Origin of the sequence: Streptomyces massasporeus, assembly GCF_014648995.1 — a bacterium.
GTDB lineage: Bacteria > Actinomycetota > Actinomycetes > Streptomycetales > Streptomycetaceae > Streptomyces > Streptomyces massasporeus.
This window is the reverse complement of sequence record NZ_BMSE01000014.1, coordinates 179,840-204,926: the sequence shown is the minus strand read 5'-3', so window position 1 is coordinate 204,926 and position 25,087 is coordinate 179,840. Positions and strand designations below refer to the sequence as shown.

General features: G+C 72.8%; 27 protein-coding genes. 5 read left to right on the top strand and 22 right to left on the bottom strand.

The genetic code is table 11. From position 1 onward, the window contains the following. Window positions 1-23 precede the first annotated feature (23 nt). Complete coding sequence (locus IE153_RS27855) at window positions 24-224, top strand: hypothetical protein (protein ID WP_189592533.1); 201 nt, start codon at window positions 24-26, stop codon at window positions 222-224. Here IE153_RS27855 and IE153_RS27850 read toward each other — a convergent pair. Further along, complete coding sequence (locus IE153_RS27850; RefSeq protein WP_189592532.1) at window positions 208-1,410, bottom strand: cytochrome P450; 1,203 nt, start codon at window positions 1,408-1,410, stop codon at window positions 208-210. The genes IE153_RS27855 and IE153_RS27850 overlap by 17 nt on opposite strands. Before the next feature lie 148 nt (window positions 1,411-1,558). Here IE153_RS27850 and IE153_RS27845 point away from each other — a divergent pair, with 148 nt between their 5' ends. Then, window positions 1,559-1,936: an SH3 domain-containing protein gene (locus IE153_RS27845; RefSeq protein WP_189592531.1), complete on the top strand. Its 378-nt coding sequence runs from the start codon at window positions 1,559-1,561 to the stop codon at window positions 1,934-1,936. A gap of 124 nt (window positions 1,937-2,060) precedes the next feature. On the opposite strand, the gene IE153_RS27840 is transcribed toward IE153_RS27845, so the two are convergent. The 18 genes from IE153_RS27840 to IE153_RS27755 form a co-directional block, all read right to left on the bottom strand. Continuing rightward, window positions 2,061-2,726, bottom strand: a complete 666-nt coding sequence (locus IE153_RS27840) for a response regulator (protein ID WP_030846299.1) — start codon at window positions 2,724-2,726, stop codon at window positions 2,061-2,063. Next, entirely contained in the window at window positions 2,723-4,063 is a 1,341-nt protein-coding gene (locus IE153_RS27835; RefSeq protein ID WP_229829201.1) for a sensor histidine kinase, read from the bottom strand. Before IE153_RS27835 ends, IE153_RS27840 begins: the two co-directional genes overlap by 4 nt. A 98-nt stretch (window positions 4,064-4,161) precedes the next feature. Beyond that, complete coding sequence (locus IE153_RS27830; protein ID WP_189592530.1) at window positions 4,162-4,845, bottom strand: response regulator; 684 nt, start codon at window positions 4,843-4,845, stop codon at window positions 4,162-4,164. Then, window positions 4,842-6,218 carry a sensor histidine kinase gene (locus tag IE153_RS27825; protein ID WP_189592529.1) on the bottom strand — a complete coding sequence of 459 codons (1,377 nt, stop codon included), beginning with the start codon at window positions 6,216-6,218 and terminating at the stop codon, window positions 4,842-4,844. Before IE153_RS27825 ends, IE153_RS27830 begins: the two co-directional genes overlap by 4 nt. Next, window positions 6,211-7,416 carry an acyltransferase family protein gene (locus tag IE153_RS27820; RefSeq protein WP_189592528.1) on the bottom strand — a complete coding sequence of 402 codons (1,206 nt, stop codon included), beginning with the start codon at window positions 7,414-7,416 and terminating at the stop codon, window positions 6,211-6,213. The genes IE153_RS27825 and IE153_RS27820 overlap by 8 nt, the downstream gene beginning before the upstream one ends. Continuing rightward, on the bottom strand, window positions 7,409-8,410 hold the full coding sequence (locus tag IE153_RS27815; RefSeq protein ID WP_189592527.1) for an alpha/beta hydrolase: 1,002 nt from the start codon (window positions 8,408-8,410) through the stop codon (window positions 7,409-7,411). The genes IE153_RS27820 and IE153_RS27815 overlap by 8 nt, the downstream gene beginning before the upstream one ends. 187 nt (window positions 8,411-8,597) lie before the next feature. Further along, the gene (locus IE153_RS27810; RefSeq protein WP_189592526.1) at window positions 8,598-9,461 is read right to left on the bottom strand and encodes an alpha/beta hydrolase; all 864 of its coding nucleotides are present in this window, start codon (window positions 9,459-9,461) and stop codon (window positions 8,598-8,600) included. Window positions 9,462-9,636: 175 nt separating this feature from the next. Next, window positions 9,637-10,821 (bottom strand): kynureninase, encoded by a 1,185-nt coding sequence (gene kynU / locus IE153_RS27805; protein WP_189592525.1) that lies wholly within the window; start codon window positions 10,819-10,821, stop codon window positions 9,637-9,639. Further along, window positions 10,814-11,644, bottom strand: coding sequence for a tryptophan 2,3-dioxygenase family protein (locus IE153_RS27800; RefSeq protein ID WP_189592524.1), 831 nt, complete (start codon window positions 11,642-11,644; stop codon window positions 10,814-10,816). Before IE153_RS27800 ends, kynU begins: the two co-directional genes overlap by 8 nt. A 150-nt stretch (window positions 11,645-11,794) precedes the next feature. After that, a complete protein-coding gene (locus tag IE153_RS27795) occupies window positions 11,795-12,208 on the bottom strand; it encodes a DUF3151 domain-containing protein (protein WP_097218406.1) in 414 nt (137 codons plus the stop codon). Between the two features lie 156 nt (window positions 12,209-12,364). Continuing rightward, window positions 12,365-13,831, bottom strand: a complete 1,467-nt coding sequence (locus tag IE153_RS27790; protein WP_189592523.1) for an MFS transporter — start codon at window positions 13,829-13,831, stop codon at window positions 12,365-12,367. 127 nt (window positions 13,832-13,958) lie between these two features. After that, window positions 13,959-14,981, bottom strand: coding sequence for a class II fructose-bisphosphate aldolase (fbaA, locus tag IE153_RS27785; protein ID WP_030846331.1), 1,023 nt, complete (start codon window positions 14,979-14,981; stop codon window positions 13,959-13,961). A 148-nt stretch (window positions 14,982-15,129) separates the two neighbouring features. Continuing rightward, window positions 15,130-15,678: an orotate phosphoribosyltransferase gene (gene pyrE / locus IE153_RS27780; protein ID WP_189592522.1), complete on the bottom strand. Its 549-nt coding sequence runs from the start codon at window positions 15,676-15,678 to the stop codon at window positions 15,130-15,132. 10 nt (window positions 15,679-15,688) lie between these two features. Beyond that, a complete protein-coding gene (locus tag IE153_RS27775) occupies window positions 15,689-16,477 on the bottom strand; it encodes an aldose epimerase family protein (RefSeq protein ID WP_189592521.1) in 789 nt (262 codons plus the stop codon). 94 nt (window positions 16,478-16,571) lie between these two features. After that, window positions 16,572-17,408, bottom strand: a complete 837-nt coding sequence (locus IE153_RS27770; RefSeq protein ID WP_189592520.1) for an SRPBCC domain-containing protein — start codon at window positions 17,406-17,408, stop codon at window positions 16,572-16,574. 133 nt (window positions 17,409-17,541) lie between these two features. After that, complete coding sequence (locus tag IE153_RS27765; RefSeq protein ID WP_189592519.1) at window positions 17,542-19,197, bottom strand: polyamine aminopropyltransferase; 1,656 nt, start codon at window positions 19,195-19,197, stop codon at window positions 17,542-17,544. A gap of 134 nt (window positions 19,198-19,331) precedes the next feature. Continuing rightward, window positions 19,332-19,859, bottom strand: coding sequence for a DUF2617 family protein (locus IE153_RS27760; RefSeq protein ID WP_189592518.1), 528 nt, complete (start codon window positions 19,857-19,859; stop codon window positions 19,332-19,334). A 595-nt stretch (window positions 19,860-20,454) separates the two neighbouring features. Further along, the gene (locus IE153_RS27755; RefSeq protein ID WP_189592517.1) at window positions 20,455-20,751 is read right to left on the bottom strand and encodes a hypothetical protein; all 297 of its coding nucleotides are present in this window, start codon (window positions 20,749-20,751) and stop codon (window positions 20,455-20,457) included. 128 nt (window positions 20,752-20,879) lie between these two features. On the opposite strand from IE153_RS27755, the gene IE153_RS27750 reads away from it, so the two are divergent. Genes IE153_RS27750 through IE153_RS27740 form a run of 3 tightly spaced genes read left to right on the top strand, consistent with a single transcriptional unit; the run spans window position 20,880 to window position 22,796 of the window. Then, window positions 20,880-22,109 carry a pyridoxal phosphate-dependent aminotransferase gene (locus tag IE153_RS27750; protein WP_189592516.1) on the top strand — a complete coding sequence of 410 codons (1,230 nt, stop codon included), beginning with the start codon at window positions 20,880-20,882 and terminating at the stop codon, window positions 22,107-22,109. A 52-nt stretch (window positions 22,110-22,161) separates the two neighbouring features. Beyond that, entirely contained in the window at window positions 22,162-22,419 is a 258-nt protein-coding gene (locus IE153_RS27745; protein ID WP_184909554.1) for a hypothetical protein, read from the top strand. Window positions 22,420-22,454: 35 nt separating this feature from the next. Further along, on the top strand, window positions 22,455-22,796 hold the full coding sequence (locus IE153_RS27740) for a PIN domain-containing protein (RefSeq protein WP_435811821.1): 342 nt from the start codon (window positions 22,455-22,457) through the stop codon (window positions 22,794-22,796). Window positions 22,797-22,832: 36 nt separating this feature from the next. Here the strand turns inward: IE153_RS27740 and IE153_RS27735 are convergent, their stop codons facing one another. The 3 genes from IE153_RS27735 to IE153_RS27730 form a co-directional block, all read right to left on the bottom strand. Continuing rightward, window positions 22,833-23,708, bottom strand: a complete 876-nt coding sequence (locus IE153_RS27735; RefSeq protein ID WP_189592514.1) for a hypothetical protein — start codon at window positions 23,706-23,708, stop codon at window positions 22,833-22,835. A gap of 263 nt (window positions 23,709-23,971) precedes the next feature. Continuing rightward, window positions 23,972-24,106, bottom strand: a complete 135-nt coding sequence (locus IE153_RS41815) for a DUF397 domain-containing protein (RefSeq protein WP_229829200.1) — start codon at window positions 24,104-24,106, stop codon at window positions 23,972-23,974. Next, entirely contained in the window at window positions 24,066-24,983 is a 918-nt protein-coding gene (locus tag IE153_RS27730) for a helix-turn-helix domain-containing protein (RefSeq protein ID WP_189592513.1), read from the bottom strand. The genes IE153_RS41815 and IE153_RS27730 overlap by 41 nt, the downstream gene beginning before the upstream one ends. Window positions 24,984-25,087 lie beyond the last annotated feature (104 nt).

Genomic DNA, 25,087 nt, shown 5'->3' with positions numbered 1-25,087 from the left:
ATGGGACACGTACGCAGGCCGCCGTGGGATGTCTGACCACCGCCCTCGGGGCCGGCGCGGGACTCGCGGTGTGGGCCGTCGGAGTCCGGGGGCGGTTCCGGCGGTTCGAGGCGGCCCCGGACTGGAGCGTGCTCTACGCCGAACTGCCGCTTGCGGTCCTCGGCGGGGCCGCCGCCGCCCTGGCGGCCTGGACCCTGCTCCGGCGGCTCAGACCTCGACGCTGAGCCCCTCGAGACCCCGGATCACGAAGTTCGGCTTCCGCTCCGGCTCCTCGGCGAGGCGCAGCGTCGGGGCCCTCTCCAGCAGCGCCCCCATCGAGGCGGCCAGTTCGATACGGGCCAGTGGTGCGCCGATGCAGTAGTGGATGCCGGCGCTGAAGGAGATGTGGGGGTTGTCCGTGCGGGTGAGGTCGAGGGCGGACGGGTTCCGGAACACCGCCGGGTCGTGGTTGGCGGAGCCGAAGAGCATGGCGATCTCCGCACCGCGCGGGATCGTCGTGCCGGCGATCTCGATCTCGTCCAGGACCCAGCGTTCGAACAGCTGGAGCGGGGTGTCGTAGCGCATCAGCTCCTCGATCGCGGAGGGGATGAGCGTGTGGTCCGCGCGCAGCAGCTCCAGCTGGGACGGGTTGCGGAACAGGGCGTACCAGCCGTTGACCGTGGCGTTCACCGTGGCCTCGTGGCCGGCGTTGAGCAGCAGTACGCAGGTGGAGATCATCTCCTGCTCGGTGAGCCGGTCGCCCTCGTCGTGGGCCTCGATGAGCCCGGAGATGAGGTCCTCGCCGGGCTCCTTGCGGCGGGCCGCGATCAGGTCGCGCAGGTAGTCGGAGAACTCGACCGACGCCCGGACGGCCTTGGCCGCCGTGTCCTCGGACGGGCTCAGCTCGTACATCCCGCAGATGTCCGCCGACCAGGGGCGCAGCGGGGCCCGGTCGGACTCCGGGATGCCGAGCATCTCGGCGATCACCGCGACGGGCAGGGGCTCGGCGACGTCCTTCAGCAGGTCGCCGCCGCCCGCCTCGACCAGTGCGGACGCCAGGTCGTCCGCCAGGCCCCGCACATAGGGCTTCAGCCGCTCCACCGTGCGCGGCGTGAAGGCCTTCGACACCAGGCGGCGGATCCGGGTGTGGTCCGGCGGCTCCAGGTCGAGCATTCCGTGGTCGTTGAGCGTGTGGAACGGCTCGTGCTCCGGCGGGGGCGCCGTGCGGCCGAACTCCTCGTGCGTGAACCGGTGCTGGTACGTCCGGCCCAGGCGCCGGTCGCGCAGCAGTGCCGAGACGTCCGCGTGGTGCGGGACGAGCCACTGCCTCGTGGGCTCGAACCAGTGCACGCGGCCCCGGGCACGCAGTGCGGCGTAGGCGGGGTACGGGTCGGCGAGGAACGCCGGGTCCCACGGGTCGAATGCAGCCATGCCGGGACGCTAGCTGCCGAACCCCCTCTCTGACCAGGGGTGTTCCTTCACACGGCAGGGACACGACGGAGACGATCTCGCGACATCAAGATCTTTAAGCTGGCCTGGCCGTGTGAACGGCACGAGTCTTCGCAAGGAAAAGAACGTCATGACACAGCAGCGAGCCAAGCTCCGCACCCGCGTCCCCGCCCGTCTGGCCGCCTCGGCCGTGCTGGCCCTGTCGCTGACCGCCGGCGCGGTCGCGGTGGCCGCCCCGGCCGCCACCGCCGCCGAGATGCCCTGCAAGCCGAACGTCTACTACTACGTCTACAAGAGCAGCGGCGTGAACTTCCGCACGGGCGCCGGCACCGGCTACGCGTCCAAGGGCATCCTGCACAAGAACGACTGGGGCAAGAAGCTCGCCACCAAGGGCTCCTGGATCAAGCTGCAGCTCGGCCAGAAGTCCAGGAGCGGACTGGCCAAGGGCACCACCGGCTGGGTCTCCAAGTCCTACGTCAGCGACTGCACGCCGATGCAGCTGGACTGATCCGTCCGCGTCGCCCCGGGGCCGGGGGCCTGCGGGGCGACGTCCCCCGGCTGTCCGGACGGCGGTTGTCCGAGCCGGGGCTGTCCGAGCCGGGGCTGTCCCGCACGGCTGACCGAGGCCGCGGCTATCCGGGCGTCACCAGCCGTGCCTCGTACGCGAACACCGCCGCCTGGGTGCGGTCCCGCAGGCCCAGCTTCACCAGGATCCGGCTGACGTGCGTCTTGATCGTGGACTCGGCGACCACCAGCCGCTCCGCGATCTCCGAGTTCGACAGGCCCTGCGCGATGAGGACGAGCACCTCCGTCTCCCGCTCGGTGAGATCCCCGTAGGCGGCCTGCGCGGAGGGCATCAGGCGCGGCTTCTCGGAGAGCTTGGAGAACTCGGTGATCAGGCGCCTGGTCACCGAGGGGGCCAGGAGCGCCTCCCCCGACGCCACCACCCGCACCCCGTCGGCGAGCTGGCGGGCCGAGGCGTCCTTGAGGAGGAAGCCCGAGGCGCCCGCGCGCAGCGCCTGGTACACGTACTCGTCGAGGTCGAACGTGGTGAGCACCAGCACCTTCGCCGCGCCGTCGGCGGCGACGATCTCGCGGGTCGCCTCGATGCCGTTCAGCTCGGGCATGCGGATGTCCATCAGCACCACGTCCGGGGCGAGCTCGCGCACCTTGGCGACGGCCTCACGGCCGTTCACCGCCTCGCCGACGACCTCGATGTCCGGCATCGCGTTCAGCAGGACCGAGAAGCCCTCGCGCACCATCATCTGGTCGTCCGCGATCAGGACCCGGATGGTCATGCGTCGTCCTCGCCCGGCAGGGCGACCGGCAGGAACACCGTCACCTCGTATCCTCCGTCCTCCGTGCCGCCGGCCGTCATCTCGCCGGTCAGCATCGTCACCCGCTCCCGCATGCCCGTGATGCCGTGTCCGGCGCCGGGCGAGGGCTTGATGAGGCTCGGGTTGGGCGGAGCGTCGTTGACCACGCGCAACCCCAGGCCGCCGAGCACGTACCCGATCTCGACCCGGGCGGTGGCCCCCGGCGCGTGCCGCAGGGTGTTGCTCAGGGCCTCCTGCACGATGCGGTACGCCGACAGCTCCACGCCCTGCGGCAGCTCCCGCACCGCGCCCGTCACCGTCTTCTCCACGATCAGCCCGGCCTCCCGGACATTGGCCAGCAGTCCGTCCAGGTCGGCGAGCGTGGGCTGCGGGGCGTCCGGGACCTCGTAGTCCTCGGCGCGGACGACGCCGAGCACCCGGCGCAGTTCGGTCAGGGCCGCCACCGCGTTCTCCCGGATCGTGGCGAACGCCTTCTCCAGCTCCGGCGGCGGGTTCTCCACCCGGTACGGCGCGGCCTCCGCCTGGATGGCGACGACCGACATGTGGTGGGCGACCACGTCGTGCAGCTCGCGGGCGATGGTGGTGCGCTCCTCCAGCAGGGTGCGGCGGGAGCGCTCGTGCGCGGTGACCGTCTGCTGGGCGGTGACCTCCTGCTCGGCGTGGCGCCGGGTGTGCCAGACGGTGACGCAGAGCAGGATCATCGCCGAGATGACCAGCATGGCGCCGGAGTTGGTGCCGTACGTGTTGGTCGGGCCGATGCCGGCGTCCGCGAGGAGGGCGTACACCCCCGTCAGCACCCACATCCACCCGGCCGCACGCGGCCTGGTGCGCATGGCCACGACCGTCAGCACGGTCAGATGGCAGGCGAAGCCGCCGGGTGCCCAGGGCCATTCGCCCCAGCGACTGCCGAGCACGGCGACGATCGGGGTGGAGACCATGGACGCCCAGAACGCTCCCACCGGCCGCACCATGGTCAGCAGGACGGGAACCGCGCAGAACAGACCCGTCAGCACGGCCGGCCCACCGGTGTCGACGGTGGCGAGTGCCAGGCTGATCAGGGCCGCCGCAACGATCAGGGCGTGCGGCGTCCAGGCCGTGTACTCCCGCAGCCGGCCGGGCAGTCGCCGGGCGAACCGCCCGTCCGTGCGCCGGCCCGGCAGCGGCCGGTAGGCGAAGGCGTCGTGGATCAGGTCCTGCCGCAGCCCGCGCAGGGAGTCCACGGCCACCCGGTACTCGGGGCTGTGCTGCTTGGCCCCGTCCCCCTGCGGCGTGGTCTGTATGTGGGTCGTCTCGGTCACGTACAGAACGGTATGCGGCCCCCGAGTCCCGGTCGTCCCCTTGGAGAGGGGTTCCTGGGCGTCCCCCTGAGGTACTACGGGGCCCCGCCGGCCACCCTTCAGTACCCCGACGGCCGCACCAGCCCCGACTCGTAGGCGAACACCGCCGCCTGGGTCCGGTCCCTGAGGCCCAGTTTCACCAGGATCCGGCCCACGTGGGTCTTCACCGTCTGCTCGGCCACATACAGGTGCCGGGCGATCTCCGCGTTCGACAGGCCCTGCGCGATCAGCGCGAGCACCTCCGTCTCCCGCTCGGTCAGGTCGCCGACGCGTTCCTTGAGCGGGGAGCGCGGCTTGCCGTCGAGCCGCGAGAACTCGGCGATCAGCTTGCGGGTGATGACCGGGGCGAGCAGCGCCTCCCCGGCGGCGACCACCCGGACCGCCTCGGCGAGCTGCTCCGCCGAGGCGTCCTTCAGCAGGAACCCGGAGGCTCCGGCGCGCAGCGCGTCGTACACGTACTCGTCGAGGTCGAAGGTGGTGAGCACCAGCACCTTGATGTCCGGGTGCGCGGCCGTGATGCGCTCGGTCGCCTCGATGCCGCCGATGCCGGGCATGCGGATGTCCATGAGGACGACGTCGGGGAGGGTCTCGGCGGCCTTCGCGATGCCGCCTTCGCCGTCCTTCGCCTCGCCGACGACCTCTATGTCGGGCTGGACGCCGAGCAGCACGGTGAAGCCCTGCCGGACCATCGCCTGGTCGTCGACGATGAGAACCCGGATGGGGTGGCCGGTACCGCTCGTCATGAGGTCCCTTTCCTGGGGGCCGTGGGGTGGTCGGTGCCCGGGGTGTCGGCGGGCGGGGTGTCCGGGAGGAAGGCGGTGACCTTGAAGCCGTCCCAGTGCCACGGGTGCGCGGTCATGGTGCCGCCGAGCATCGCGACCCGCTCCCGCATGCCGAGCAGTCCGTGCCCCGCGCCCGTCGACGGCGGGGGCGGGGCGCTCGGGCGGCCGTTGACGATCTCCACCTCCAGGCCGTCCGTCTCGTACGTGAGGCGGACCGTGATGTTCGCGCCGGGTGCGTGCCGCAGGGCGTTGCTCAGCGCCTCCTGCACGATCCGGTACGCCGACAGCTCCACGCCGGGCGGCAGCGGGCGCCGCTCGCCGTTGATGTCGGTGACGACCTCGCGGCCGACGGCCCGGGTGTTCTCCACCAGCGCGTCGAGCCGGTCGAGCGTGGGCTGGGGGGCGTGCGGTGCGGTCCCGTCACCCGAGCCGTCGGGCGACTCCCCCGGCCCGGTGTGCTCCGAGCGCAGCACGCCCAGCACGCGGCGCAGCTCGATCAGTGCCTCCAGCGCGTTCTGCCGGATGCCCGCGAGGTTCTCCCTGAGCTCGTCGGGCGGGTTCTCGACGAGGTGCGGGGCGACCTGCGCCTGGATGGAGATGACCGACATGTGGTGGGCCACCACGTCGTGCAGCTCCCTCGCGATGCGGCTGCGCTCCTCCAGGAGGGTGCGCCGGGTGCGTTCCTCGGCGGTGAGCGTGGTCTGCTCGACGAGCTGGGCGCGGGCTTCGCGGCGGCCCCTGAGCGCGCTGCCGAGTATCACGACGATGGTGAACAGGGAGATCGCGAGGACGCCGGTGGTGTCGTAGGGCTCCCCGGTCCACAGGCTTTCGAAGACCCAGGTGGCGAACGCGGTCACCGCCAGGGCCGCCACCGCCGCGCGGGTGGGCACCCGCAGCGCGAGCAGCAGCAGCACGAGCAGCTCGGCGATGATTCCGGCGGCGGTCCACGGCCAGGTGTAGGTCTCCAGGTCGAAGCCCATGCGGGTGCGCACCGTGACGGCGATCAGGGTGAACACCCCCAGGGACAGCCACCACGCCGGCACCGGCCGCCACATCGCCAGCACCACGGCGCTGCCCTGTCCGGTCGCCGCCACGAGGGCCAGGCCGGGAGCCAGGTGCCCGTTGTCCCCGAGATCGCCCGCGCCACCGAGCACAACACCGAACGCGGCCAGGCACAGCAGCCCGTGCGGCAGCCAGCGCATCCAGGTGGAGGGCGGCAACGGGTCCACCCGGACGGTCCACAGGTCCCCGCGCAGTGCCCGCAGCCAGCCCGTGACGCGCGCTCGCGGCGCGCGGCCCACCCCCGTGTCCGTCACGCGGCCCAGCCTAGACATGTCGCGCCTTCGCCGCTGTGCCCCGGTCGGACGGGCGGTGCGCCCGCACCACCCGCGACCTGCGGCCCCCGCCGCCACGTTCGAAGGAGCGGAAGGCGGCCCAGCAGACCGCGAGGGCGAGTGCGAACACGGGCAGCCACAGCAGCCGGACACCGACCCAGCCGAGCCCGTCGGGCGGGGTGTGCAGGCCGGGCAGCCGGCCGGCGAGGAGGCCGGTGGCGGTCGTGGCCATCAGGGCCGTCTGGTGCCAGAGGAAGACGGTCATCGCGGAGAGGTTGACGAGCGCCACCGCCGCCCACACCACGGGCCTGCGCATCGCGTGCCGCAGGCGCTCGCGCAGCAGCAGGGCGAGACCGCACTGGGCCAGGCCGAACGTGACAACGGCCAGCGAGGGCGGGTCCAGGTTGGACATGCCACCGCCCGGGACGCCGACCATCGCCGCCGGATAGCCCGCCCATGCGACGAGCGCCGCGGTCGCCGCCGCCCCGGCCCCCAGCAGGATCCATCCCGCTCGGCGGCGCTCCAGCTCGCCGCGGGTCCAGGCCGCGCCCAGCGTGTACGGCACCGCCCAGGCCGCCGCCACGTTCACCCAGCCCAGCCAGGAGGGGCCGCCCAGGCCGAAGCGCAGCAGGTCGACGTGGAGCACGACGGCCAGGGGCCAGAGGGGGTTGAGCCGGGTGAGCAGCGGGGTCGCCGCCGTCAGGCCCGCGAACACCAGGAGGAACCACAGCGGGGCGAGGGCCAGTTTCACCAGCGTGCGGACCGTGCCGAACTCGGTGCCCGACAGCAGCAGGGCGAGCGCGGCCACCGTCCACAGGCCGAGGACGGCCGCGACCGGCTTGAACAGCCGGGTCAGACGGCCCGTCAGCCACTGGTGGTACGGCACCCCCCGGTCACGGGCCGAGGCGTGGCCGCGGGTGGCGACATGGCCCCCGACCAGGAAGAACACGGCGAGTGTCTGGAACATCCAGGAGATGGGCGCCAGCCAGGGCATGTGCTGCAGAGGGCTCGCCGTGCGCAGGGTGCGGCCGTCGGAGACCAGGGCGGTGACGAGCCAGTGCCCGAGGACGACGCCGAGGACGGCGACCCCCCGCAGGGCGTCCACGGCCCGGTCGCGGCCGGGCGGGGTGGCCGCGCCGATGCGGTCGGCGCGGCGGCGCACTCCCTGCCGGACGGCGCGTACGCCGATGTCAGTCATGGGTCACCGCCTCGGTCTCGCCCAGGACGATCCGGGCCAGGTTGGTCAGGGAGGTCGAGCCGGGTCTGAAGTAGTCGCTGTGGCCGCCGTCGCCCGCCGTGAAGACCCGGGCGCCGAAGGCCGGGGAGACGGGGTCGGTGCCGAAACCGACCGTGGTGCCGAACAGGTCCAGGTCGAGGTGTGGGACGTTCTCCACCCAGTCGTCACCGCCCCGGCCCGCCCAGACCCGGGCGCGGGTGTGCAGGGCGGCGGCGGTGTCCGCGCCGGTGCCGGGGCTGCCGACGAGCGCGATGTCGTCGACGTCGAGCCCGGCCGCGGAACGGCCGCAGACGACCGAGCCGTAGGAGTGGCAGAGGAGCGAGAGGCGCGCTCCTTCGCCGGATATCGCGCGCAGGTCGGCGACCAGGGCGCGCAGGCGCGGGGCCGCCTGCTCCGCCCTGCCGGTCGTCGTGACCGTCGTGCTGACCGTGCCCGGCGTCTCGTAGCCCATCCAGGCCACGACCGCGGTGCGCGTGCCCGCCGGGGCCTGCCGGACGAGCTGCCGGTGCAGGGCGGAGGCCGCGGCGTGGAACCGGCCGTAGGTGTCGAGGCCCGTGTCGGAGCCGGGGACGAGGACGGCGACGCGGTCGGCCCGGGCGAGGTCGCCGAGGACCTCCGTCACCCGGCCGGAGCCGCGGCCGTCGAAGTGGAGCAGGTGCCGGGTGGGGGCGGCCAGCCGGCGGTCCGTCGCGGCCCGGCTGCGGTCGTGGTGGGCGGCGGCCATGCGGGACGCCTCGGCGGCGTTGGCCCGGTTGGCGGCGTAGGCCTCGTCGAGCGTCGCCGCGCCGAGGGGCGTGAGGGAGGCGGGGGCCGGTGCGGGGGTCTCCGGTCGCACGGCCGCGGAGAGGGGCAGGACCACGGCGCCCGTGACGAGGGCGGCGAGCGCGGCGCGACGCCATCGCCCGGCGCGGCGTCTGCCGCCGTCGGCACGACGGTACTTCGGTGCGGACCCCATGGTCGTCCCCCTCCAGCGCACCCGGCCATCGGGTCTGCATGGAAGGGAAGTTACGGAGCGGGCGACCTCGTCCGCGTCACGCTCAGGAACCCATCTGCCGTGTAGCTCTCAGGTACTACGGGTATGACCGGGGCCTGCTCCGACGGACCCGCCGAGGGCGCTGCCGGCGACGGCCGCGCCGCGGTGCTCACCAGGCCAGCTGCGCGATCTCCTCCACGACCACCGCGCACGCGTCCGCCGCCGGGTCGATGAGCGGGAAGTGCCCCACGTCCTCCAGCAGCGTCACCCCCACCATCTCCCCGGCCTTCGCCGCCGCCTCCGCGTACGACTCGGCGACGGCCTGCGGCACATCGACGTCCGTGCGGCCCTGGACGAGAGTGGTGGCGATGCCGGTGGGCAGCAGCAGCGCCGGGTCCGCGTACGGCTGGCGCTCCGCGAAGTTCTCGTCCCCGCCCAGAAGTTGACGCGCGGCGCCCCCGCACACGTCCAGCTTGTCGGCGATCGCGAGGTCGGCGATCGGGGCGAGGGCGACGACGCCGCGCAGCGTCGCCGGGCTGCCGCCCCGCCAGGGCGAGTCGGCCGGCAGGACGTGCCGGGCGGCACCCCACAGCGCGAGATGCCCGCCCGCCGAGTGGCCGGTGAGGACCGTACGGCGCGGGTCGGCCTGCGGCAGCACCTCCCGTACCAGCGCCGGGAGGGCGTCCAGCGCCGCGGCGATGTCGTCGAAGGTCTCGGGCCAGCGGCCGGCGACGGTGTCGTCGGCGCCGCCGCGCCGGTACTCGGCACTGGCCACGGCGAACCCGCGGCGGGCGAGGAAGTCCGCGAAGGGGCTGATGTGGCGCCGGTCGTAGGGGGCCCGCCAGGCACCGCCGTGCAGGACGAAGACGACCGGCGCGGGCCCGGGGCCGCCGGCCCGGCGCGGGGCGAAGAAGTCGATCACCTGGTCGGGGTGGTCGCCGTAGGCCGCGGTGGCGTCGGGGTCGACGGGCGCGTGGGAGAAAGCCGACTTCTCCTCGGCAGCGGCCCGTGCTGCTGCGACGTCGTCCGTCATGCTCCAACCTTCCAGCGATGAACCGTACGCGGCCGCCCAGTTGAGGGTCTCAGCCGTTGGCCGGGACGGTACCAGGCGCGTGACATGCGCGGACATGCGGATGTCACCCTCGGTGAAGACCGGACGGGCACCGCGGGGCCGGGACACCACCGGGGCGTCCCGGCCCCGCCGCCGCTCAGGCCAGCGTCCGCGCCAGCACCCGCGCGGCCCGCTCCACGTCGGCGAACCCGACGTACAGCGGCGTGAAGCCGAAGCGCAGCACGTCCGGCGCCCGGAAGTCGCCGACCACGCCCCGCTCGATCAGCCGTTTCATCACGTCGCCGGCGTCGTCGCAGCGCAGGGCGATCTGGCTGCCCCGCTCCTCGTGCGCCACCGGCGTCACGCACGCGACCCGGCCCTCGGGCACGTACGCCGTCACGCACTGAAGGAAGAAGTCCGTCAGCGCGAGGGACTTGGCCCGCACCGCCTCGACCGACACCCCGTCCCAGACCTCCAGGGCCGCCTCCAGGGCGAGCATGGAGAGGATGTCGGGCGTGCCGACCCGGCCGCGCAGGGCGCCGGGGGCGGGTTCGTAGCCGGTGCGCATCCCGAAGGGCTCGGCGTGCGAGTTCCACCCGGGCAGCGGCGAGTCGAAACGGTCCTGCAGCTCCCGCCGCACATACAGGTACGCGGGTGAACCGGGCCCGCCGTTCAGGTACTTGTAGGTGCAGCCGACCGCGAGGTCCACGCCGTGCTCGTCCAGTCCGACCGGCAGCGCGCCCGCGCTGTGGCACAGGTCCCAGACGGCGACCGCGCCCGCCCCGCGCACGGCGGCCGTCAGACCGGGCAGGTCGTGCAGCCGGCCGGTGCGGTAGTCGACGTGGTTGAGGAGGACGGCGGCGGTGCGCTCGCCCAGCGCGCCCGGCACGTCCGCCGGGGCCACGGGCCGCAGGGTGCAGCCGGTCATGCGGGCGGCGGACTCGGCGATGTACCCGTCGGTGGGGAAGGTCGTCGCGTCGACGAGGAGTTCGTCACGGCCCTCCCCGGCCATCCGCACCGCGCCCACGAGCGCCTTGAAGACGTTGACGCTGGTGGAGTCGCCCACGACGATCTGCCCGGGCGCCGCCCCGACCAGCGGGGCGATCCGGTCGCCGATCCGCTCGGGCGCCGTCCACCAGCCGCTCTCCTCCCAGGACCGGATGCGCAGCTCGCCCCACTGGCGGCGTACGACGTCCTCCACCCGGCCGGGCACCACGGCGGGCAGCGCGCCCAGCGAGTTGCCGTCGAGGTAGACAACGTCGTCGAGGGCGAACTCCTCGCGCTTGCCGCCCAGTTCGTCGACGGCGTCCAGCTTCTCCGCCACGATGGCCAGGTCAGACATAGGACCGCGCCGTCCACAGCTCGGGGAACACGTTCTTCTGCGCGCGCTTCTCCAGCCAGGCCACCCCGGCGGAGCCGCCCGTGCCGGTCTTGGCGCCCATCGCACGGCGGGTGGCGACCAAATGGTCGTTGCGCCAGCGCCACACCAGCTCGGCGACATCGCTCAGCGCCTCGCCCAGCCGGGCGACCTCGTCGCTCTCGTCGCCCGAGTAGACGGCCGTCCAGGCCGCCTCCACCTCCGGCGACGGCTCGTAGCGCCGCGAGACGTCGCGCCGCAGCACCGCCTCCGGGATGTCGTGCCCGCGCCGCGCCAGCAGCCGCACGACCTCGTCGTACAGGCTCGGCTCGTGCAGCGCCTTCTCCAGCTCGGCGTGCACGCGCGGAGCGCCCCGGTGCGGGACGAGCATGGACGCGGACTTGTCGCCGAGCAGGAACTCCATGCGCCGGTACATCGCCGACTGGAAGCCGGATCCCTCGCCGAGGGCGCTGCGGTACGAGTTGAACTGGGCCGGCGTGAGCTGGGCGAGCGGCTTCCAGGAGTGGTTGAGCGCCTCCAGTTCGCGGACGGACCTCTTGAGCGCGTGGATGGCGGTCGGGATGTCGTCACCCCGGAGCGCGCCCGCGGCCGTCTCCCACTCGTGGACGATGACGGTGAACCACAGCTCCATCACCTGGGTCGTGACCAGGAAGACCATCTCTCCGGGATCGTCGGAGAGGGTGTGCTGGAGGTGGGTGAGTACGTCTGCCTTGACGTAGTCCTCGTACGGCGTCGTGCCGTGGAAGTCGAGATGCGGGGTCTCGGGCTCGTGAGCCTCGTGGGACATCGCTGTCTCCTGCGTATAACTCCGGGTAGCGGTCCGCCCCTGCCGAATCCGACACGGGGGCCCCGGTCCCCGAGGGCATCTTGCGCAATCGTCCCCCGAAACCGCAAGGCCCGCCTTTCGGGGGCGGGCCTTGCGTGCACGGACCGTGTGTCAGCCCAGGACCTGCGCCGCCGTCGGCGAGGAGTCCTTCAGGAACTGGGAGCAGCGCTCGTACTCCTCCTGCTCGCCGATCGCCTGCGCGGCGCGGGCGAGGGCGTGCAGGGCGCGCAGGAAGCCGCGGTTCGGCTCGTGCTCCCACGGCACCGGGCCGTGGCCCTTCCAGCCGCTGCGGCGCAGCGCGTCCAGACCGCGGTGGTAGCCGGTGCGCGCGTACGCGTACGACTCCACGGCGGCGCCCCGCTCGAAGGCCTCGTCGGCGAGCTGCGCCCAGGCGAGCGAGGAGGTGGGGTGCGCACCGGCGACCTCGGCGGGCGCGGCACCCGAGGCGAGCATGTCCCGCGGCCCGGGGTCGTCGGGGAGGTGGGTCGGGGGCGGGCCCCCGAGAAGGTTCTCGTGAATGGACATGCCCCAAGTCTGCGCCATCCCGCTCGGCCGTGGGCACCGGTCCCGCCCGGCCTCGGCCTGAGCACCTGCACCCTGCCCCTGCACCCGGCACCCGGCCCCTGTGCACCCGGCACCCAGCGCCCTGCACCTGGCGCCCGGCAGCAGCACCCCGGCCCTCTACCCCAACCGCTTCCGCACCGGCTCCCCCTCCAGCGGCGGTGCCGTCACACCGCCGTGCCGCAGGCACTCCGGCCGCTTGCAGTCCGGCGGCGGCCTGCGCACCACCGCGGCCGCGATCACCGCCCCCACCACCAGGGCCCCCGCGCACCAGCCCATCGCCTTGTCGAACGCCGTGTCGAAGGCGGCCGGCTCCCGGTACGCCTCCTCCCCCATCCCCGTCAGCAGCGGCAGCGCCGCCACCGCGATCAGACCCGCCGCTCGGGCCGCCGCGTTGTTGATGCCGCTGGCCAGCCCCGCCCGCACCACGCTCACCGAGCCCAGCACCGTCGCCGTCAGCGGCGCCACCAGCGTGACCAGGCCCAGCCCGAGCACCACCAGCGCCGGCAGCACATCGGCGACGTAGGACGCGTCCGGTCCGACCCGCAGCATCATCAGCATCCCGGCCGCACACAGCAGCGGCCCCACCGTCAGCGGGATCCGCGGCCCGATCCGGCCGGCCAGCTCCCCGGAGCGCGCCGACAGCAGCAGCATCAGCACGGTCGTCGGCAGCAGGGCCGTACCGGCGGCGAGGGCCGAGTAGCCCACGACCACCTGGAGCTGGAGCGCGGCGAGGAAGAAGAACCCGCCGAGGGCCGCGTACACGCACAGCGTGACGAGGTTGACGGCCGTGAACTGCCGGGACGCGAAGATGTCCAGCGGCATCATCGGATCGGGCCGGCGCCGCTCGACCACCACGAACGCGACGGCCGCGGCCAGCCCGGCCACCGCCGAGACCACCACCACCGCGCCGCCCCCACCGGCCTCGATCAGCGCGTACGTCACCAGCGCGAGGGCCAGCGCCCCCAGCACGGCCCCGAGCACGTCGAACCGCCCGTGCGCCTGCTGGTCCCCCGACTCGGGGACGTGCCGCAGCGCCACCGGCACGCACACCAGGGCCAGGGGCACGTTCAGCAGGAACACCCACCGCCAGCCCGGCCCGTCCACCAGCCAGCCGCCGACGAACGGCCCGACCGCCGCCCCGATCCCGCCGAACCCGGACCACAGGCCCACGGCCCGCCCCCGGTCGTCGGGGTGGAAGGACGCCTGGATCAGCGCCAGTGACCCGGGGGTCAGGAGCGCGCCGCCGACCCCCTGCAGTGCCCGCGCGGCGATCAGCACGCCCGCGTTCGGCGCGATGCCGCACAACAGCGACGCCAGCGCGAACCACACCACGCCGACGACGAACACCTTGCGCCGCCCGAACCGGTCCCCGAGCGCCCCGCCCAGCAGGATCAGCCCGGCCAGCGTGACCATGTAGGCGTTGACCGTCCACTGCAGGGCGGACAGGTTCGCGTCGAGGTCGCGGCCGATGCGCGGCAGGGCGACGTTGACGACGGTCGAGTCCAGCATGGCCATGCTGGAGCCGAGGACGGTGGTGAGCAGGATCCACTTGCCCTGCGGGGAGGCCAACCGGACATCGGGCATGCAGGGAGCATACGGAAGAGCCCGGCACCTCAGGAGGTGCCGGGCTCCACGCGAGCGAACCGGATGCGACCCGGTGCGAGCCGGATACGTACCGAAGCGAACCGGCCGGAACCGGCGCGAAGGGGACTTACTTGATCTTCGTGCCGGTCGAGCGCAGGTTGCCGCAGGCCTCGACGACGCGCGCGGACATGGAGGCCTCGGCCAGCTTGCCCCAGGTGCGCGGGTCGTAGGTCTTCTTGTTGCCGACCTCGCCGTCGACCTTCAGGACGCCGTCGTAGTTGCGGAACATGTGGTCCGCGACGGGGCGCGTGAACGCGTACTGGGTGTCGGTGTCGATGTTCATCTTCACGACGCCGTTCTCCAGCGCGGTGCGGATCTCCTGCTCGGTGGAGCCGGAGCCGCCGTGGAAGACGAAGTCGAAGGGGGAGCCCTTGCCGAACTTGGCGGCGACGCCCTCGTTCAGCTCCTTCAGCAGCTCGGGGCGCAGGACGACGTTGCCCGGCTTGTACACGCCGTGCACGTTGCCGAAGGACGCGGCGAGCAGGTAGCGGCCCTTCTCACCGAGGCCGAGGGCCTCGGCGGTGCGGATCGCGTCGTCGACCGTGGTGTAGAGGGAGTCGTTGATCTCGTGGGTGACGCCGTCCTCCTCGCCACCGGTCGGGGTGATCTCCACCTCGAGGATGATCTTCGCGGCGCGGGCCTGCTCCAGCAGCTCCTGCGCGATGGAGAGGTTGTCGGCGAGGGTCTCGGCGGAGCCGTCCCACATGTGCGACTGGAACAGCGGGTTCAGACCGGCCTCGACGCGCTTCTGGGAGAGCGCCAGGAGCGGACGTACGTACCCGTCGAGCTTGTCCTTGGGGCAGTGGTCGGTGTGCAGCGCGATGTTCACCGGATACTTCTCGGCGACGATGTGCGCGAACTCGGCCAGGGCGACCGCGCCGGTCACCATGTCCTTGCTGTACTGACCGCCCAGGAACTCGGCGCCACCCGTGGAGATCTGGACGATGCCGTCGCTCTCCGCCTCAGCGAAACCGCGCAGGGCCGCGTGCAGGGTCTGGGTGGAGGTCACGTTGATGGCCGGGTAGGCGAACTTTCCTGCCTTCGCCCGGTCCAGCATCTCGTTGTAGACCTCGGGAGTTGCGATGGGCATGCGTCCGCTCCTTGTATCTGCGGGTTGACGTACTGCTGTGTCTAACGGCCCTGACCTAGACCTTGGGGTGCGACGTCATCGTCGGCCCCATCTTTCCAGACTTGGCCGGAAGGTCCAGGCCACCGTCCACGCCCTGGTCAGTCCCCGGTCAGTCGAGGCCCAGCTCGTCCTTGGAGAAGGCGAAGAGGTACGGCACCCCGGCGCCCTCCTGGATCTTCTCGGCGGCGCCGGTCGCCCGGTCGACGATGGTCGCGACGGCGACGACCTCGGCCCCGGCCTCGCGCACGGCCTCGACGGCGGCGAGCGGGGAGCCGCCGGTGGTGGAGGTGTCCTCGACGACCAGCACGCGGCGGCCGACGATGTCCGGGCCCTCGACGCGCCGCTGCAGGCCGTGCGCCTTGGCGGCCTTGCGCACGACGAAGGCGTCCAGGCGCTTCCCGCGCGCGGCGGCCGCGTGCAGCATGGCGGCGGCGACCGGGTCGGCGCCCATGGTCAGGCCGCCGACGGCGTCGAAGTCCAGCTCGGCGGTCAGGTCCAGCAGCACCTGGCCGACCAGCGGGGCGGCCTCGCCGTCGAGCGTGATGCGCCGGAGGTCGACGTAGTAGTCGGCCTCGAGACCCGACGACAGGGTCACCTTGCCGTGCACCACGGCCTTGTCCTTGATCTGCTGCAGCAGCGCGCCGCGTGTGTCCGTCATGGCGCCCAGCTTAGAGCCGCCGCCAACGCCAGGTCGTGGTGGCCTCCAGCGGCTCCAGGGGTGTGACCAGGCGCGGCAGGGTGTTGAGCCCGTTGGGCGGGCCGGTCTGCGGTTCCACGCACACGGCCTCCCGCTGCTCGTCGTAGACGACGACCCACTCCTCGCGGCTGGTCACCTTCAGCTCCAGCTGACCGGGCCAGGTCAGGGTGGCCTCGACGCCGCCGGGCATGCCGAAGCAGTCGTCCCAGGGGCCGGGCTTCGGGTCGAGGCGGTTGCCGGTGGGCAGGTGGTCCTCGCCGCGCTCCTCCTGCCAGGCGGCGGCGAAGTCCAGGGCCACGTCCTCGCCGCCGAGGTTCCGGTTGAACCAGGGGTGCCAGCCGATCTGCGCCGGGAAGGACGACTCGTACGTCTCGACGGACATGGTCAGCGTCAGCGCGTCCTCGGTGAGGGCGACGATCTGGGTGACGACGCCCGGGTGGGGCCAGGGGTCGACGAGCTCGTACGTGAGGACGGCCTCGTCCGTGCTCGTGCGGGCGGTGCGCCAGGCGTGGTCGCGGACGGTGCCGTGGATGGCGTGCGGCGGGGCGTTCAGCGGCATCTGCCGCACTTCGGCGCCGTCCAGGAACCGTCCGTCCCGGATCCGGCCGCACCACGGCACCATCGGGAAGCACCCGAACCGCTCGCCCTGGCGGAGCAGTTCGACGCCGCCGATCCGCAGCCCTCCGACCCGGCCGCCGTTGCCCGGCTGCACGGTCACCTCCGCGTCACCCGCGGTCAGCGTGATGTCTTCGTCACTCACGGGTCGACCCTACTGCGGTGATCAAGAGGGCCTCGCCGGTTGCGGGGTGGTTCGGCCATCTCGCCATCTCCGCCCGGTCCGCACGCGGTGTGGCTCAGCGGCGTCGGCGCAGGGCCCGCACCGCCACGATGGCCGAGGCCACCGCGAGCGCCGCCGCGGGGGCCGCCCAGCGCAGCGGGGCCGGGGCCGTCACGGTCTGCGGCGCGGGCACGGGGGCGTACCGGCCGCGCGGCGGCGCGTGGTCGACCTCCTCGGCACTACGCCCGATCATGGTCCGCCGCGCGTGCGCCGCCTCGGCGATGTCCTCCTCGTCCTCCTGGTCCTCCCCGTCCTCGGGTCCGAGGGAGGAGGGCGGGACGTCGGCGCCGAAGACGGAGGGGCGCTCGGGTGCGGCCGGGGGTTCCTCGGTGAGACCGGGATCGGCGGGGGCCTTCTCCTCGGCCTCCGCGCCCGTGCCCTGGCCGGACGGGGCCGGGGGCGGTGGCGTCGGCGCCTCGTCGTCCGCGCCCGTGGCCGCCGCGGCGAGGTGCTCCGCGAAACGGTTCAGCAGCCGGGTGACGGCACTCTCCACCGCGTCCGCCGGGAGGTCCTTGATCCGTCCGTCCGCGGAGGCCGTGCCGTCGTAGACGACGGTGCAGCCGTCCTCCGCCGCGCGCAGGGCGATCCGCAGGCTGAGCTCGACCGAGCCGCTGCCCCGCGACTCCTCCGCCTCACCCTCGACGGCGTACGCGTCGTCGCCCCGCCGGGAGACCCGTACGGCACCCCGGTAGGTGATGGAGTGGCTGCCGACCCGGATCTTCAGCCGTCCGGCGACCGGTTCGGCGCCGGCGTCCTGCTGGAGCCCGGGGACGGCCCGGGCGACCCGCGCGGGGTCGTCCAGCACCTCCCTGAGCCGCTCGGCCGGAACCGGAACGAACACCTCGTGCTCCATGTCGACGGACTCTACCCAGCACAGCCCGAAACGCACCCCCGCCCGGGGGATTCACCCCCGATCCACCCCCACCAGGCGTATCCTCCGGGCCCGTCCGACAGGCCCCGGCCCCTCAGCACCGCGGATGCACCCGTCAGTACCGCGGATGCACCAGCGTCGACGCGGGCAGGCCCGCGATCCGCGTCCTGCGCGCCGCCCGTTCCCCCGCGGCCAGGGACGCCTCCGTGAGGACGCCGGGCCGCGGACCGTCCGGGTCGAGCCGCGGGCGCGGGTCCGTGCGGGCGGCCAGCACGAAACCCCAGTCCCGGGGCGCCCGGGAGCGTTCGGCGGCGGTGTGGCCGGGCCCGGCGGCGGAACCGGTGCGACGGCTCCCCGTGCCGTACGGGGCGGTGCGCAGACCGGCCGCGCGCACGGTCGCCTCGACCGTCCAGTACACCCGGGGCCCGGCCGCGACCGGCCCGGCATGCACCACGAGCCGGCCGCCGGGGGCCAGCACCCGCCGGGCGAGGCCGTAGAACTCCTGCGAGTACAGCTTCGTACTCGCCGTGATGCCCGGGTCCGGCAGGTCCGAGACGACCACGTCGTACGTCGCCGGGTTCGCCCCGCGCAGCCAGCCGAAGGCGTCCGCGGTCGTGACCCGTACGCGCGGGTCGCCGAAGGCGTGCTCGTTGAGCGCGGACAGGGCCGGGTCGGTGCGGGCCAGCCGGACCACCTCCGCGTCGAGTTCGACGACGTCGACCCGGTCCACTCCGGAGTGCCGCAGCACCTCGCGCACCGCGAGGCCGTCGCCGCCGCCGAGGATCAGCACACGTGCGTGCGGTCCGGTCATGGCCGGGTGGACGAGGGCCTCGTGGACGCGCGGTTCGTCGCGCCCGCTGACCCGCAGCCGGCCGTCGAAGTAGATGTCGAGGGGCCGGCCGTCCGTACCGCCGGCGAGGACCACCTCCTTCACACCGGTCTGGAGCGCCACGCGGACGTCCTCGCCGTACATCGCCTGCCGCGCGGCCCGTTCGAAGTCGTCGACGAGGACGGCGGCGGAGGCGAGGACGGCGAGGACGAGGCCGTTGCCGATCAGCAGCAGCCAGCGGGCCCGGCGGGTGAGGTCCCGCCGGAACAGGCCGAGCACCAGCGCCCCGCCGACGACCGTGTTGACCGCGCCGGTGAGCAGCGTGCCGGTCAACTGCCCGAGGAACGGCAGCAGCAGGAAGGGGAAGGCGAGGCCGCCGACGAGGGCTCCTACGTAGTCGGCGGCGAACAGGTCGGCCACCGCGCCGCCCGCGTCCTGGCGTCGGATGCGCTGGATCAGTTCCATCAGCAGCGGGACCTCGGCGCCGATGAGCAGTCCGATGGCGAGGGAGAAGACGACCAGCATGCAGCGCGGCCCGCTGGCCCACATCCCGCCCCAGTCGCCGGTCCAGGCGAACACGGCGTACAGGGCCATCGCGCTGCACCCGCCGACGAGCGCGAGGGTGGCCTCGACGGCGCCGAAACCGGCCGCGGCGAGCCGGCGCAACCGCTTCGCGGCGAGGGAGCCGATGCCCATCGCGAAGACCATCACGGACAGCACCACGGACGCCTGTGTGACGGAGTCGCCCATCAAGTACGAGGCGAGCGCGACGAGTTCCAGTTCGTACACGAGTCCGCAGGCCGCGCAGACGAACGCGCCGGCGAGGACGAAGAACCGTCCGGTGCCGGGCCGGACGGGCAGTCGCGCCGGGCCGTCGGGGCCGCCCGGGGCGCTCCAGGGCGCCGGGGAACGGGGCGGGGCGGGCGCGTGCGGCTCGATCACGCTGCGACGTTACGTCACGCCTCGACTGCGGTTCGTCACCCACACGTGTGGTGCTGGTTTACCGGAGCCGGACACTGGTACGAGATTCGGTTCACCACATACGGTTCGGCGGGCCGGACATCAGTCAGCGAGGGTCAGTTGGCGTAGACCGCCGCCGGTACGCGTACGCCCACCTTCGTGCGGGTCGCCACCAACTGCCCGTCCTGCGGGTAGGCGTGCCAGGTCCGCCAGTGCACCTGCCCCTCGTGATGCTGCGCGAGCAGGGCCGTGAAGGCGTACGGGCTGCCGGGGAAGACGCCGACGAGGCCGTGCGGATGGTCGGAGACGAGGGCCAGCAACTCCTGTGCACGGCCCGCGAAGGAGCCGGGCGAGAGGACTTCGACCCGGGCCGCGAACTCGTACTCCCAGTCGTCCACCCGCTTGGCGACGCCGAGCGGAAGCGGAGTGCTGCTGCCCGCGATGCACGCCACCGTCTCCGAGCAGATGCCCCGCTCCTCCTCCAGCAGGACCTGGTGGGACGCGCCGAGGAGTCGCAACTGCAGTTTGACGTCCGCCAGTTCGAGGTCGAGTGCGGCCAGTGCGGGAAGCGGCTCGCGCCCCAGGGCCCATGCGAGATCGGCCGCGCGGGTGTCGGTGTAGGAGGTGTTCAGGGTCGTGAGCATGGATCGGCTCCGCAAGCACACAAAAAGGAGAGGGAGATGGGTCCGCTGCGCCCCGGTCACACCGGGGGATGTCGGCCCGAGGCAACCCGGTCGGCCGGTTTCAGGAAGGTGTCCGCAGGACGTCCGGGGAGGGCTGCGTCGGTGGCTAAGAGGGAATCATGAACGGTGGCGCCGCCACAGCGTTTTTACCCAAGTTCGTAAGGTTTCCATCCCTCAGAGGGCTCCACAGCTCAACTGTTCAACTACGGCGTGCGCCGGTATCGGGGAGGCGTGCGCCGGTGCGCCGTGGCTCACGACCGGAGCCGGGACGGACGGGAGTGCGGAATCGCGCCCGATCCCCGGAAGGGCGGTTTGGCGCGGGCAGTTGCCTGAGCCGCGCCAGGGCGGACGGGAGTTGTCCTACAGACAGGAAGCGTTACCAGGATCCCCCCGGAGTCGCCCGACAGGAGTTCGGCCGGTGATCCGTCCGGGAAGCCCCGGACATGACGACGCGGAGCCCGCCCTCAGGTGCGGACCCCGCGCTTGGGTGGATACGGCTCCCCGTGGTGAGGACGGCCGACCGTTTCATCAGAACGCCGACGTCGGTCGGCGGCAGTCAGCTGCCTCCGCCGCCGCAGCCACCGCCGCCGCCGCCCCCGCAGGACGACCCGCCTCCGCAGGACGAGCCGCTGCTGCAGGACGAGCCGCTGCTGCAGGAGTGTCCCCCGCTGTGTCCGCCGCCGGAGTCTCCCCCGCCGGCCCACCAGCTGTTGTGGCTGCTGCTCGAGCCGGAGGACGCCCACGCTCCACGCCGCGCCGTCCGGCGGGAACGGGACCCGCCCCTGCGAGCCAGGGGCACCAGCAGCCCGATGAGCAGAACCGCGAACACCGCCAGGATGATGCCGATGATCATGGCGTCACCCTCCTTTCGTTTCCCCCGAAGCGGCCCCCCGTGGGCGCCTCGCTCTTGCGTGAGGCGGTGATGCCCTCCCCGCTCCCGGCCCAACACAGAGTTGAGGAACTCCAGAGCTTCGGCGCAGGATGACCGGCATGACCTCCAGCGCGCGCCCCCTCCTGAACCGCCGGCTCGCCGAGTTCGGGACGACGATCTTCGCCGAGATGTCCGCCCTGGCTCTGAGCACCGGCGCCATCAACCTCGGGCAGGGCTTCCCCGACACCGACGGCCCCGAGGAGATCAGGGAGGCCGCCGTACGGGCCCTGCGGGACGGCCGCGGCAACCAGTACCCGCCCGGCCCCGGCGTGCCCGAGCTGCGCACCGCGATCACCGCCCACCAGCAGCGCCGCTACGGCCTGGGCTACGACCCCGACACGGAGGTCCTGGTCACCGCCGGTGCCACGGAGGCCATCGCCGCCGCCCTGCTGGCCCTGGTGGAACCCGGCGACGAGGTGATCGCCTTCGAGCCGTACTACGACTCCTACGCGGCGTGCATCGCGATGGCCGGCGGGCGCCGGGTGCCGGTCACCCTGCGGGCGCACGAGGACGAGGGCCGTTTCCGCCTCGACCTCGACGAGCTGCGCGACGCCGTCACCGACCGCACCCGGCTCCTGCTGATCAACACCCCGCACAACCCGACCGGCACGGTCCTCACGCGCGAGGAGCTCGCCGCGATCGCCGAGCTGGCGGTGGAGCGCGACCTGCTGGTGGTGACGGACGAGGTGTACGAGCACCTGGTCTTCGACGACGCCGAGCACGTGCCGCTGGCGACGTTCCCGGGGATGCGCGAGCGTACGGTGACCATCTCCAGCAGCGGCAAGACGTTCTCGTTCACCGGCTGGAAGGTCGGCTGGGTGACGGGGGCCCCGGAGCTGGTCACGGCGGTGCGCTCGGCGAAGCAGTACCTGACGTACGTCTCGGCGGGCCCGTTCCAGTACGCCGTCGCCGAGGCCCTCTCACTGCCCGAGTCGTACTTCACGGACTTCCGTGCCGACATGCTGGCCAAGCGGGACCTGCTGGCGGCAGGCCTGGCGGAGGCCGGGTTCCGGGTCTTCCGCCCCTCGGGCACCTACTTCATCACCACCGACATCCGCCCCCTCGGCGCTGTGCTGTCTCAAGAGGGCGACGGCTTCGCCTTCTGCCGCGGCCTGCCGGAGCGCGCCGGGGTCGTCGCCATCCCCAACGCGGTCTTCTACGACCACCGCGAGGAGGGCGCCCCGTTCGTACGGTTCGCGTTCTGCAAGCGGACGGGGGTGCTGGAGGAGGCGGCGAAGCGGCTCGGGGCGGCGTTCCGGGCGACGGGGACGCTAGAGTGACATGACGGGTACGGGTACGTACCCGTACTGGGGAGTCAAGGGAGCCAGCATCATGTCGGACGCCAACATCCGTATCCCCGCCGAGGCTCGCGACCGGCTCGCCGAGATAGCTGCCGAGGAAGGACTGTCTCTCCGTGCCTACCTGGCCCGGCTCGCCGAGACCCTGCTCACCCCGACGGAGCGGAACGAGCGCGCGGAGAAGGCACGGGCCGTGCTGCGAGAGTGGAACGGCTACGCCCCCAGCGAGCACGAGCAGGACGAGCTGGACGCCGAACTGGACCGCCGCCTGGCTGAGGCGGATGCCGCGTGACCCGTGATGTGCATGTCTTCCTCGACGAAAGTGCGATGGTCGCCGCTGGACGGGGCAACGTCCTGGTGTCCCGGCTGATCCATCGCGCTCACGCCGAGCCGGGCTGGTTCCTGTACGCCACGGTGTGTTCTCTGGTCGAGGCCGATCGTGACCGACCGGGTACCGCGGAGCACATTGCCGCCCTGCCCTGCATCACAATCGTCGATCTGGACCTGCCCGCCGCACTGGCGGTGGCCCGCGCGACCACCTGGTCCGACGCGCACACCCTCTACGCCGCCCAGCCCAGCCCGGAGCGGCCGGATGGCGCGGTGATCGCGACCACCAGGGCGCATACGTGGAAGGGGCAGCCGGTGCGCGTCCTGGACCTCGCCCCCTGATCGACCGGTCGCGGCGCAGGCTTCGCCCGGGTCGCCTCAGCCGGCCGCACACAGGTGCTGCTCGCTCAGCCGGTCCCGGCAGGTCCGGCAGTGTCCGGGCCCCGGGGCGCGGAAGGCACGCTCGCAGCCGTCGCAGGTCTGGAAGGGCAGCACGACCGGGCGGCCGACGTCCGGTGAGAGCGGCGCGCGGGGTGGCACCGGCAGCGGGGTTTCCCGGAGGCGGAAGGCCAGGACGCTTGCCGGGCGGGCCCGGAAACGGTCGGGGAGCCGTACGGTCAGCAGCTCCGTGATCTCCCGCGGCCCGACACCGGCCGCCAGCCACTCGGCGACGGCCGGCGCCAGGCGGGCGACCTCCTGCGCGGACAGGACCAGGCGGGGGTCGACCCGGCGCAGGGCGGTCAGTACGGCGACCGCCTCGGCGTCGGCGTCGGCGAGTGCGGGCGCCGGGCTGCCGGGCTCCTCAGGAGCGGGAGCGGGCGCCGCCTCCCGTCGGGTTTCCGGGACGGTGGGCCTCCTCCTTGGCCGGGGCTTCGGCGGCTCGGGCGGGTCGCCCGGGCCCTGGCCGCGCGGTACGTCGTAGAAGTACGTCCGGGTACGCACCTGCCCGGTGGGCGTCCGTTCGCGGCGGCGTTCCAGGAATCCGGCCGATTCGAGTTCCCTGAGCGCTCGCGAGATGAGGATCTCGCCCTCGCTGAAGTGCTCGCACAGGGCGGTGATGGTCACGGGGCAGCCGTCGGGCAGGGAGGCGATGTACGCCGCGACGCCGATCGTGACCGCGCTGCCGCGCCGCTGGGCGAGGGCGTTGGAGATCACCGTGAAGTCGGCCGTGAGGCGGGTGCGTACGTGGATCACGCCGGTAGTCGGAGCTCCGGCGTCGGCGCGCAGGCGCGCGTTACACTGCGGGTCAGCCATCGGGAAGGCACTACTTCCTGATCGGTCAGGCCCTCGTTCGGGATTGCCGTCCCGGCCGGGGGCCGTATCTGTTTGTTTGCGGTTGTCGCGGCGAACGTAACGGCCCGCTACCCGCCCCTGCAAGCCGGTCACTCGGACGGGTGACGCCCGCCTTCCGGCGCGGGGAGGGTGGGTGGGCGGGTAGTTCTTTCCCCGGTTCTTTCAGGAGGTCAGTGGCCTACCGGACCCTCGCGGACAAGGGCCCGGTGCGTCCGGAAGCCGCTTCAGGGACGGTGGTGCCCGGCCTTCAACTCACCTATGAAGGCGGCCCAGGAGGCGGCTTCGAAGCACAGCGCGGGGCCCTGCGGGGCCTTGCTGTCACGGACCGGGACGACGGCCCCTCGGAACCCGTCGGCCACCTCCACGCAGTCGCCCCCCGCTTGATTGCTGTAGCTGCTCTTGCGCCAAGCGGCGTCGGTCAGATCGGGACGGGAGATTCGCGCCACGGTAGTTGCCCTCCATCGCGGACCGGACCATGTCGAGCGACATGACCGGGGGCAGGGCTGCCGCCCGCAGCCGATCGTAAATCACCTTGTAGCGACTGACGTTGACCGGTTCTTCGATGAGTTGGCCGTAGTCCGAACCCTCCGTGTAGGCCACTTCCGAGCCGTCGGGCAGGAACAGGATTGTCAGCGAGCCGCCCATGGCCTCGTGCCCGCCTTGGTCGAACGGCAGCACCTGCAGAGTGGTGTGGCGGCTCTCGGCAGCGCCGAGCAGTCGTGCCAACTGTTTTCGCATCACGGCATGACCACCGATCGGGCGTCTCAGCACCGCCTCGTCAAGGATCACGCACAGTTCTGGCCGGTCGGGTGAACCGAGCCGTTCCTGCCGCCCCATGCGGGCTGAGACCCGCTCCTCCAACTGCTCTTCACCGTCCAGCAGAGCATCGAGGCCAAGCACCGCCCGCGCGTACTCCTCCGTCTGCAACAAGCCCGGAACCACATGGGCCGCGTACTGCCTGATGACCACCGCCCGCTCCGCGTACTCCATGAACTTCCGCGACCAGTCCGGAAACGCCTCCCGGTACACGTACGGCCACAGCTCGACCAGGAGGTTGTCCGCCCCGAGCACCACATCCAGCGCACGCGCCAGCTCCAGCGTCGGCTTCGCTCCGGACGCCCGCTCGATCTGCGTGATCCGCGTGCTCACGACATGCGTCCGGTCGCCCAGCTCGGCCTGGGTCAGCCCCGCCGCCGTCCGGAGCCTGCGCACCCGCGCACCGAACAGTGCGGCCATCGACGCACTGGGGTCAATTCCGTTGGCCAAGGCATCACTTCCGTTCCTTACGGCCTCACAAGTAAGGCTGTGCCCCCTGTCGAGCGTAGGACGATCGGCCGACT

Coding starts and splice junctions, on each gene's coding strand:
- IE153_RS27850 (WP_189592532.1), bottom strand. CDS start 1,410: ATGGCTGCATTCGACCCGTGGGACCCGGCGTTCCTCGCCGACCCGTAC.
- IE153_RS27845 (WP_189592531.1), top strand. CDS start 1,559: ATGACACAGCAGCGAGCCAAGCTCCGCACCCGCGTCCCCGCCCGTCTG.
- IE153_RS27840 (WP_030846299.1), bottom strand. CDS start 2,726: ATGACCATCCGGGTCCTGATCGCGGACGACCAGATGATGGTGCGCGAG.
- IE153_RS27830 (WP_189592530.1), bottom strand. CDS start 4,845: ATGACGAGCGGTACCGGCCACCCCATCCGGGTTCTCATCGTCGACGAC.
- IE153_RS27825 (WP_189592529.1), bottom strand. CDS start 6,218: ATGTCTAGGCTGGGCCGCGTGACGGACACGGGGGTGGGCCGCGCGCCG.
- IE153_RS27820 (WP_189592528.1), bottom strand. CDS start 7,416: ATGACTGACATCGGCGTACGCGCCGTCCGGCAGGGAGTGCGCCGCCGC.
- IE153_RS27815 (WP_189592527.1), bottom strand. CDS start 8,410: ATGGGGTCCGCACCGAAGTACCGTCGTGCCGACGGCGGCAGACGCCGC.
- IE153_RS27810 (WP_189592526.1), bottom strand. CDS start 9,461: ATGACGGACGACGTCGCAGCAGCACGGGCCGCTGCCGAGGAGAAGTCG.
- kynU (WP_189592525.1), bottom strand. CDS start 10,821: ATGTCTGACCTGGCCATCGTGGCGGAGAAGCTGGACGCCGTCGACGAA.
- IE153_RS27800 (WP_189592524.1), bottom strand. CDS start 11,644: ATGTCCCACGAGGCTCACGAGCCCGAGACCCCGCATCTCGACTTCCAC.
- IE153_RS27795 (WP_097218406.1), bottom strand. CDS start 12,208: ATGTCCATTCACGAGAACCTTCTCGGGGGCCCGCCCCCGACCCACCTC.
- IE153_RS27790 (WP_189592523.1), bottom strand. CDS start 13,831: ATGCCCGATGTCCGGTTGGCCTCCCCGCAGGGCAAGTGGATCCTGCTC.
- fbaA (WP_030846331.1), bottom strand. CDS start 14,981: ATGCCCATCGCAACTCCCGAGGTCTACAACGAGATGCTGGACCGGGCG.
- pyrE (WP_189592522.1), bottom strand. CDS start 15,678: ATGACGGACACACGCGGCGCGCTGCTGCAGCAGATCAAGGACAAGGCC.
- IE153_RS27770 (WP_189592520.1), bottom strand. CDS start 17,408: ATGGAGCACGAGGTGTTCGTTCCGGTTCCGGCCGAGCGGCTCAGGGAG.
- IE153_RS27760 (WP_189592518.1), bottom strand. CDS start 19,859: ATGCTCACGACCCTGAACACCTCCTACACCGACACCCGCGCGGCCGAT.
- IE153_RS27755 (WP_189592517.1), bottom strand. CDS start 20,751: ATGATCATCGGCATCATCCTGGCGGTGTTCGCGGTTCTGCTCATCGGG.
- IE153_RS27750 (WP_189592516.1), top strand. CDS start 20,880: ATGACCGGCATGACCTCCAGCGCGCGCCCCCTCCTGAACCGCCGGCTC.
- IE153_RS27745 (WP_184909554.1), top strand. CDS start 22,162: ATGTCGGACGCCAACATCCGTATCCCCGCCGAGGCTCGCGACCGGCTC.
- IE153_RS27740 (WP_435811821.1), top strand. CDS start 22,455: ATGGTCGCCGCTGGACGGGGCAACGTCCTGGTGTCCCGGCTGATCCAT.
- IE153_RS27735 (WP_189592514.1), bottom strand. CDS start 23,708: ATGGCTGACCCGCAGTGTAACGCGCGCCTGCGCGCCGACGCCGGAGCT.
- IE153_RS27730 (WP_189592513.1), bottom strand. CDS start 24,983: ATGGCCGCACTGTTCGGTGCGCGGGTGCGCAGGCTCCGGACGGCGGCG.